At 58.5% G+C, this 1,219-nt stretch carries 1 protein-coding gene; it reads right to left on the bottom strand.

Features of this window, described 5'->3' with window-relative positions; translation table 11 throughout:
* Positions 1-121 precede the first annotated feature (121 nt).
* Positions 122-1,219: hypothetical protein (locus tag V6C07_RS00490; protein WP_333534389.1), on the bottom strand; the 1,098-nt coding region annotated here is incomplete at its 5' end.

Below are 1,219 nucleotides of genomic sequence, written 5' to 3'. Positions count from 1 at the left end.
CATTTTCAAAGTTTAAAACACGCTCGCTTCGGCGTTTAACCGCGCAAATAAATTGCGCTTACGCCTTCGCGGCGGGCGTCTGCTCGCGCAGTCGCCAGAGCAATTTCAAAGTGAAATTGCTCTAGAAGGAATAAACCACCGTGAGGGACGCCTTCCAGGCATCGGCAACATTGAGGCTGTCGCCGGAGGTGTTTTGATACCGTCCCCATACGTCCTTATCAAGCCAAAGGTGTATGTAGCCCAAGCCCAGGAAGAAGTTCAGATTTTCAGAAGCCTTGAACGTGCTGTCCAGGTTGATTTCCATCCCGGTGTCTTCGGTGGTCAGATACGTGCCGAAGGAGTTGAAGTCCGTATTGTTGCGATAAACCTGGCGGCCAGCGCCGTCTTCTGCCTTGCGGCCCGTGATATACTTTGCCATTTCGGGGCTGTTGGTTCCGCCGAAATAGTTCAGGCGCAGGGTATGACTGAGATTGTCAAGAAAGCTCAGATCCTTCAGGCGCGCGCCCACGCCCCAGGTTCCGCTCGGGTTGGTTCCGAGCACGCCCTTGGCTCCGCCCATGGACGGATTGCCCCGGTAACCGAAGGTGGAAAGCGAATTGTGCAGGTTGTTGGTGGTGGCGATATAGGGCAGACGTTCCGAGCCGTTATGGGGGTTGTCGTCATCGCCGCTGAAGTACCAGCCGTAGACGCCGGGCAGGCCCCAGTCCAGGGCGTATTCCATGACCAGCATACCGTACCAGCCCTGACGGTTGAGATACTCATGCTCACGCTTGACGCCGCCGTAAACAAAGTCGGCGCGCAGGCGGAAGGGGTCAAGGGCGGTCCAGTCCCCGGTGATGCCACCCCAGTAAAGGGTGCTGTAGTCATCGTTCCAGATGGACGAACCGGTGCGTTTTGTGCTGAATGCTGCCGGGTACAGGCCGTCGCGCAGCTGCAGGCCGTCAATGCCCTGGGTGCTTGCCAGGGGGTTGTTGAGCGTGAATTTTTTGCTGCCGCCGGGCATGCCGGTAACCGTAGCGGGCATAAGGCTGTTGGGTCCCATGCCCCCGGCCATGGCCCAGGGCGTGATCTTCAGGCCGTCAAGGGTGACCGGCACCGTAAGCGCAACAAGGTCAAAGTTGTCAAGAAAGTTCGCGGGCTGGCTGGAATCGCCCTGCCAGTTGTCGTTGAGCAGGCGCATCCAGGCCGCGCTTGCCGTCACATTGGGGCTGAACGTCCA

The sequence above is a fragment of the Desulfovibrio sp. 1214_IL3152 genome, assembly GCF_036763055.1.
Lineage (GTDB): Bacteria > Desulfobacterota > Desulfovibrionia > Desulfovibrionales > Desulfovibrionaceae > Desulfovibrio.
The sequence above is the reverse complement of the archived record's forward strand: the minus strand, read 5'-3'. Positions and strand labels throughout refer to the sequence as shown.